8 protein-coding genes are annotated in these 5,734 nt (G+C 59.8%); 4 read left to right on the top strand and 4 right to left on the bottom strand.

Features of this window, described 5'->3' with window-relative positions:
- The first annotated feature begins 7 nt into the window (after nt 1–7).
- A complete protein-coding gene (locus H8S62_RS18755; RefSeq protein WP_423788655.1) occupies nt 8–139 on the top strand; it encodes an IS3 family transposase in 132 nt (43 codons plus the stop codon).
- Between the two features lie 90 nt (nt 140–229).
- Here H8S62_RS18755 and H8S62_RS17695 read toward each other — a convergent pair whose 3' ends face one another.
- A complete protein-coding gene (locus H8S62_RS17695) occupies nt 230–604 on the bottom strand; it encodes a tautomerase family protein (RefSeq protein WP_186920426.1) in 375 nt (124 codons plus the stop codon).
- Nucleotide 605: 1 nt separating this feature from the next.
- Complete coding sequence (locus tag H8S62_RS17690; RefSeq protein WP_186920425.1) at nt 606–1,655, bottom strand: tyrosine recombinase XerC; 1,050 nt, start codon at nt 1,653–1,655, stop codon at nt 606–608.
- Nucleotides 1,656–1,902: 247 nt separating this feature from the next.
- Here H8S62_RS17690 and H8S62_RS17685 point away from each other — a divergent pair, with 247 nt between their 5' ends.
- Complete coding sequence (locus H8S62_RS17685) at nt 1,903–2,079, top strand: hypothetical protein (RefSeq protein WP_155146562.1); 177 nt, start codon at nt 1,903–1,905, stop codon at nt 2,077–2,079.
- Nucleotides 2,080–2,112: 33 nt separating this feature from the next.
- On the opposite strand, the gene radA is transcribed toward H8S62_RS17685, so the two are convergent.
- Together radA and H8S62_RS17675 are read right to left on the bottom strand one after the other, a co-directional pair.
- Nucleotides 2,113–3,483 carry a DNA repair protein RadA gene (gene radA / locus H8S62_RS17680; RefSeq protein WP_155146560.1) on the bottom strand — a complete coding sequence of 457 codons (1,371 nt, stop codon included), beginning with the start codon at nt 3,481–3,483 and terminating at the stop codon, nt 2,113–2,115.
- A complete protein-coding gene (locus tag H8S62_RS17675) occupies nt 3,440–4,216 on the bottom strand; it encodes an N-acetylmuramoyl-L-alanine amidase (RefSeq protein ID WP_243255847.1) in 777 nt (258 codons plus the stop codon). Before H8S62_RS17675 ends, radA begins: the two co-directional genes overlap by 44 nt.
- Before the next feature lie 302 nt (nt 4,217–4,518).
- Here H8S62_RS17675 and H8S62_RS17670 point away from each other — a divergent pair, with 302 nt between their 5' ends.
- Nucleotides 4,519–4,989, top strand: coding sequence for a spore coat protein CotJB (locus H8S62_RS17670; RefSeq protein ID WP_341481082.1), 471 nt, complete (start codon nt 4,519–4,521; stop codon nt 4,987–4,989).
- Between the two features lies 1 nt (nt 4,990).
- The gene (locus tag H8S62_RS17665) at nt 4,991–5,590 is read left to right on the top strand and encodes a manganese catalase family protein (protein ID WP_155146552.1); all 600 of its coding nucleotides are present in this window, start codon (nt 4,991–4,993) and stop codon (nt 5,588–5,590) included.
- Nucleotides 5,591–5,734: the final 144 nt, after the last annotated feature.

Below are 5,734 nucleotides of genomic sequence, written 5' to 3'. Positions count from 1 at the left end.
CGAGTGTATTTACAGGCATAAGCCGGACACCTTTGAAGAGGCCAACCATGCGATTGCCGAGTTTATTCACTTTTATAACTATGAGCGTATCCAAATAAAAACGGGAGAGGCGCCGCTTGTGCGCCACCTCTCCTCATAATCTGCTTTGCCTACTCACGGGCCGCTTTTTTGTGCTGTCTGAATAACTTGGGGCTGTTCATAAATCGGTTGGATGGCGCTTTTTTACATATCATTTTGGCGCAAAGGCTTTTTTGGCGGACTGGCCGCCCCAGACGCCCCAATTTTCCATCGTAATGTCATGAACGACCGCCAGCATATGCTCCGCGTCGCCGCCCACGTCGGTCACGGCCCGGGCCGCCAGCTGGAAGAACCGCTCCTTCTGCTCCGCTGACCGGCCGGAGAAGCAGGAGACCTCCACCAGGATGCTGGTCTCCTGGCCCTTGGGGAAGCGCACATACTCGGGCTCGTATACCCGGAGCAGAGTAAAAACGTCGTCAGGGGGGAGGGAGAAGGCCGCCGTCAGGGCCTCCCGGACCCCGTGGAGCAGAGCCTGTCCATCGCCGGTAAACTGACCTTTTTCATAGGAAACTGTGATAATTGGCATACTAAAGACCTCCTGATTTCATTGAGTCATCTTCCTGGATTTTGGGTTTTGCACTCTTTTTACGCGTTACCTTACCCAGCGGGTTGGCCTTTGCGGCCACCCGTAAATCCTCATTGTCCACGTGGGTATAAATCTGCGTGGTGTTCAAATGCTCATGGCCCAGGACCTCCTGGAGCGTCCGCACGTCCACGCCGTTTTGGAGCATCAGCGTGGCCGCCGTGTGCCGCAGCTTGTGTGAGGAGTAGAGGCTCGGGTCCAGCCCGGCGGCCAGCAGCCGTTTTTTGACCATATAGTGGACCGCATCGGTGGTCATCCGGGTGTGCCTGCGGGTGATAAACAGCGCGTTTTTGTCAATGGCGGCCCGAGCTCCGCGGACGGCCAGCCAGTCGGCGACGGCCTGCTGACAGGCGTAGTTGAGGAAGACGATGCGCTCCTTGTTGCCCTTGCCCAGAACCCGAAGCTGGTCAACCCGGACGTCGTTCAGATTCAGGCCCACCAGCTCGGAAATCCGCAGTCCACAGTTCAAAAACAGCGTCAGGATGCAGTAATCCCGCTCTCTGTTGGCGCCGTCGACAGCTTCCAAAAGCCGGATGCTCTCGTCCAAGTCCAGGTAGCGCGGCAGCGCCTTTTTAAGCCGGGGGGAATCCAGATCCTGCATGGGGTTTTCCGCCATCACCTTCGCCTTGGTGGTCAGATATTTATAGAAAGAGCGAATGGTGGCGATTTTTCTGGCCCGGGCCGCCGGGGTCAGCCCATAGCCGGACTCCGGGCTGTTGGCGTGCCTGACCCGGTCCCGGCTGAGGTAGCTCATATAGGCGTACACGTCGGTGAGGCTCACGGAGCGGACCAGGTCTAAATCCACGTCGTCGATTGGAATCTCATCCAACTCGGCGGAGCGCGGAACAAGGCCTTTTTCCATCTTTATATAGCGAAAAAAATTGCGCAGATCCAAATAGTATTCGTCCACGGTTTTCCGGGAGTGTGCCTGAATTGTCTCATGGTAGTTGAGAAAGTCCCGGATAATCTGAGGCGCTTCGGTACGATAGTCCAATTCATTTGCCTGAAAGATACGGCCTGACGGTCTTGATAGAAAAGACTCTGCCGGAGCGCAGAAGCGTCCCGAAAGCCCTTGAGGGTGTTTTTGCCTCCCCTCTACTCAACAAAATTTTTATTTTGTTGAGTTGCGTATCTCTTTCAGGCTCCCTCCCTCCGCCGTTGATTGAAATAGAAATTCCCACTCCCGGGCAGACTATGTTCACATCCATCTCCGCGCCAATCTATCTGCGAGGTGAAATTCAATGAGTCTCATTGCCTGTACCAGCGACTGTGTCTATCAGCAGGACGGCTACTGCGCGCTGGAGCGCGCGGCGTCCTGCGGCCTGCCTGACGACGCCGAGCGCTGCGTGAACTTTGTGCCCCGCTACCGCATGGCCTCCAAGGATGAAATCGTCCTGCCGCCGCCCAACATCATGTAAACCGGCATTGCGGCGGCCACCGATCCACGGCCGCTACAGAATTGCAGCCAGCGCCTCTCTGATATTGCGCACGCGGATGAGCTGCATTCCCTCCGGCTCGGCAACCTTGCCGCTGTTGCGCGCCGGTATCAGGCATTTTGTAAAGCCAATACGCCTTACCTCACTGAGCCGCTGGCCCAGGCCGTTGACCGCCCGGAGCTCGCCGGTGAGCCCTACTTCGCCGATGGCCACCAGGTCGTTGGGCACAGGCTTGTCCCTGAAGCTGGAAGCCAAAGCCATTACCATGGCCAGATCGGCCGCCGGCTCGTCCAGACTCAGGCCGCCGATGACGTTGATATAGGCGTCGCAGGAGTTGACCAGCAGCCCGCCCCGCTTTTCCAGGACGGCCAGGAGCATATTGGCCCGGTTAAAGTCGAAGCCGTTGCTGGTGCGCCGGGGTACATTGAAGCTGGTGGGCGTCAGCAGGGCCTGAACCTCCGCCAGCACGGGCCGGACGCCCTCCATCACACAGGTGACGCAGGTGCCCGGCGTGTCCTCCGGGCGGCCTGAGAGGAGCATCTCCGAGGGATTGGGCACCTCGGAGAGTCCGGTGTCCGCCATCTCGAAGACGCCGATCTCGTTGGTGGCGCCGAAGCGGTTCTTCGCCGCACGCAGGATGCGGTAGGCCAGGTTCTGCTCCCCCTCGAAGTAGAGGACGCAGTCCACCATGTGCTCCAGCACCTTGGGGCCCGCGATGGAGCCCTCCTTATTCACATGGCCGATGACGAAGACGGTAATTCCCTGCCCCTTCGCCAACTGCATCAGGGCCATGGTACAGTCCTTCACCTGCCCGACACTGCCCGGCGCGGTGGTCAGGTCGCCGTTGTAGAGGGTTTGAATGGAGTCCACGATAAGGATGTCGGGCTGAAGCTCGTTCACAGACTCGATTACGTCCTCCAGATTGGTCTCGGACAGGAGGTACAGCCCCTCCCCCCTCACGCTCAGCCGCTCAGCCCGCAGTTTGATCTGCCGCTCCGACTCCTCCCCCGATACATACAAAACCTTGGCGAAGCGGCAGAGATTGTCGCAGATTTGGAGCATCAGCGTGGACTTGCCGATGCCGGGCGCACCGCCCACCAGCACCAGCGAGCCCTTCACCGCCCCGCCGCCCAGCACCCGGTCCAGCTCGCTCATGCCGGTCTCGAACCGCAGCTCGTGGGTGGTTTCCACCTCCGCGATGGATTTGGGGCGGCTGATGCCGGGCCGCCGGGCGCCGGCGGAAGCCGCGGCTCCCCCCTGCTTCTTTTTCGGTTCGGCGGGCTGCTCGGAGATGGTGTTCCACTCCTTGCACATGGGGCATTGGCCGTACCACTTGGGGAATTCATTCCCGCACTGGGTACAAAAATACACTGCTTTCGCCTTCATTGGGCAGTTCTCCTTTGGTATAGAGATCCTGAAATCGCAGATACGCCCCGCAGAGCGCAGTCGCCAGCTTGGTCTGATACCCCTTGGACTGGAGCAGCTGGTCCTCCTCTGGGTTGGAGAGGAAGCCGCACTCCACCAGGATGGCCCGGCAGGAGATGTGGTTCATCAGATAGACGGTGTCAGGTATTTTGGTGGAAACCCGGTTGTTGTCCGGATCCAGCGAGAGCCTAAGCGTCTCCTGCGTGAGCTGTGCCAGGGCCATGGACAGTTCGCCGTTGCTGTAAAACACCTGCGCCCCGTGGTATTTTGCGGTGGGATAGGTATTCTGGTGAATGCTGATCAGGGTGGCGTTCTCAATGGCGTTGATGCGCTCCACCCGGTTATGAATGTCGGAGACCTTCCGCTCCCGCATGGTCGCCGCACCGCTGTCGTGGAGGGAGATGTCTTCCGTCCGCAAAACCTCGGTCCGCACGCCGTACAGGCCGAAGAGCTGGTCCAGCCGCAGCGCAACCGCCAGGTTGATGCCGCTCTCCGGCACGCCGGAGATGGATACCGCCCCGCCGTCCTCTCCGCCGTGGCCCGCGTCAATCACCACCGTCTCCTCCGGAAATCTGGCGGCTGCCAGGGTCTGGACGCCGCCGGCCCGCCCGCTCCACAGGAAATACCCGGTTCCCAGTGCCAGCGCGGCCACCAGGGCCCAGGATAAAATCTTCATCCGCAGATCTTTTTTCAAAACAGACACCCCCTCCCGATACCTTATGAGGGAATCTGCCGCGTTATGTTTGGCAGGCGTCCTGTAAACGCCGGGCCAGAGCGAAAATGTTTGGAACCGCCGGATTTCAGGGTTCCGGCAGAGACCGCGTAAAAAACCGGCCAATCGAAAATAAAACCGCCGCCGGATGCCATTATATCACAAGCCCGTCCCAAAGAGAAGCGGTTTCCCTCCTCCTTCGACTGCATAGGATGAATCAGGGAGGCGGTGGGGCACGCCCGTCGCGTCCCTCCCTCCCCAATCCGACTAAGGAGGAATCGCATTTGTATCCCGATAACGGCACTCCCCTGCCCCCGGCCGCCGGCTGCGGGGACGCCTGCGGCACGCTGCCCGAGTGTGCGCCGCTGGCCGTCCCGTATGTCCCCTTTCAGCAGACCGGATCCAAGCGCTACAACCAGGCCGACGCTCTCAACAACGGCACGCTCTTCCCTGGGCTGAACCTCCCCTTCCACGTCAAGGCGGACGCCCGCAACGTGGTCAGCGGACATCTGGCCGAGCTCCAGGCCCTGGAGTTCGTGCTGGTGGAGCTGGGCCTCTACCTGGACACGCACCAGGGCGACGCCGAGGCCTTCGAGCTCTATAAGCAGTACGCCGCCATGGAGCAGACCGCCCGCGAGCAGTATGAGGCCATGCACGGCCCCCTGTTCCAGAAGTCCACGGCCAACGAGAAGACCTGGGCGTCCTGGCTGAAGGACCCCTGGCCCTGGAATTTTGTTGAGGGAGGTATGAAATAAGATGTTTGTATATGAGAAAAAGCTGCAGTACCCCGTCAAAATTGCCACGCCCAACCCCAAGCTGGCCTCCTTCATTATCAGCCAGTATGGCGGACCTGACGGCGAGCTGGGCGCCTCCCTGCGCTACCTCTCCCAGCGCTACGCCATGCCCTACCCCGAGCTCAAGGGCCTGCTGACCGACATCGGCACCGAAGAGCTGGGCCATCTGGAGATGATCGGCGCCATCGTCCATCAGCTCACCCGCAACCTGACCGACGAGCAGGTCCGCGTTGCCGGGTTCGACCAGTACTTCGTGGATCACACCACCGGCGTCTACCCCACCGCCGCCTCCGGCTTTCCCTGGAACGCCGCCTCCATCGGCGTCAAGGGCGACGTCATCTGCGACCTCACGGAAGATATGGCGGCGGAGCAGAAAGCGCGCGTTACCTACGACAATATCCTGCGCCTGAGCGACGACCCCGACGTGAACGACGTCATCCGGTTCCTGAGGGAGCGTGAGGTGGTCCACTTCCAGCGCTTTGGCGAGGCGGTGCGCCTTGCCAAAGAGAAGATGGACCAACGCAACGTCTACTTCACCAACCCCGCTTTCGACAAGAAATAAAGTGAAAGAAAGCGCCTGGGCTTTGTGAACAGCCCCAGTAAAAACGGACAATGACAAAATGCCCCCTGATGTAGGATAATAGAACTACATCAGGGGGTATTGTTATGAGCAAACGAAGCTATACAAAAATAGGAGCGATGGAGG

Source organism: Lawsonibacter faecis, assembly GCF_014287675.1.
GTDB classification, from domain to species: Bacteria; Bacillota; Clostridia; order Oscillospirales; family Oscillospiraceae; genus Pseudoflavonifractor; species Pseudoflavonifractor faecis.
The sequence above is the reverse complement of the archived record's forward strand: the minus strand, read 5'-3'. Positions and strand labels throughout refer to the sequence as shown.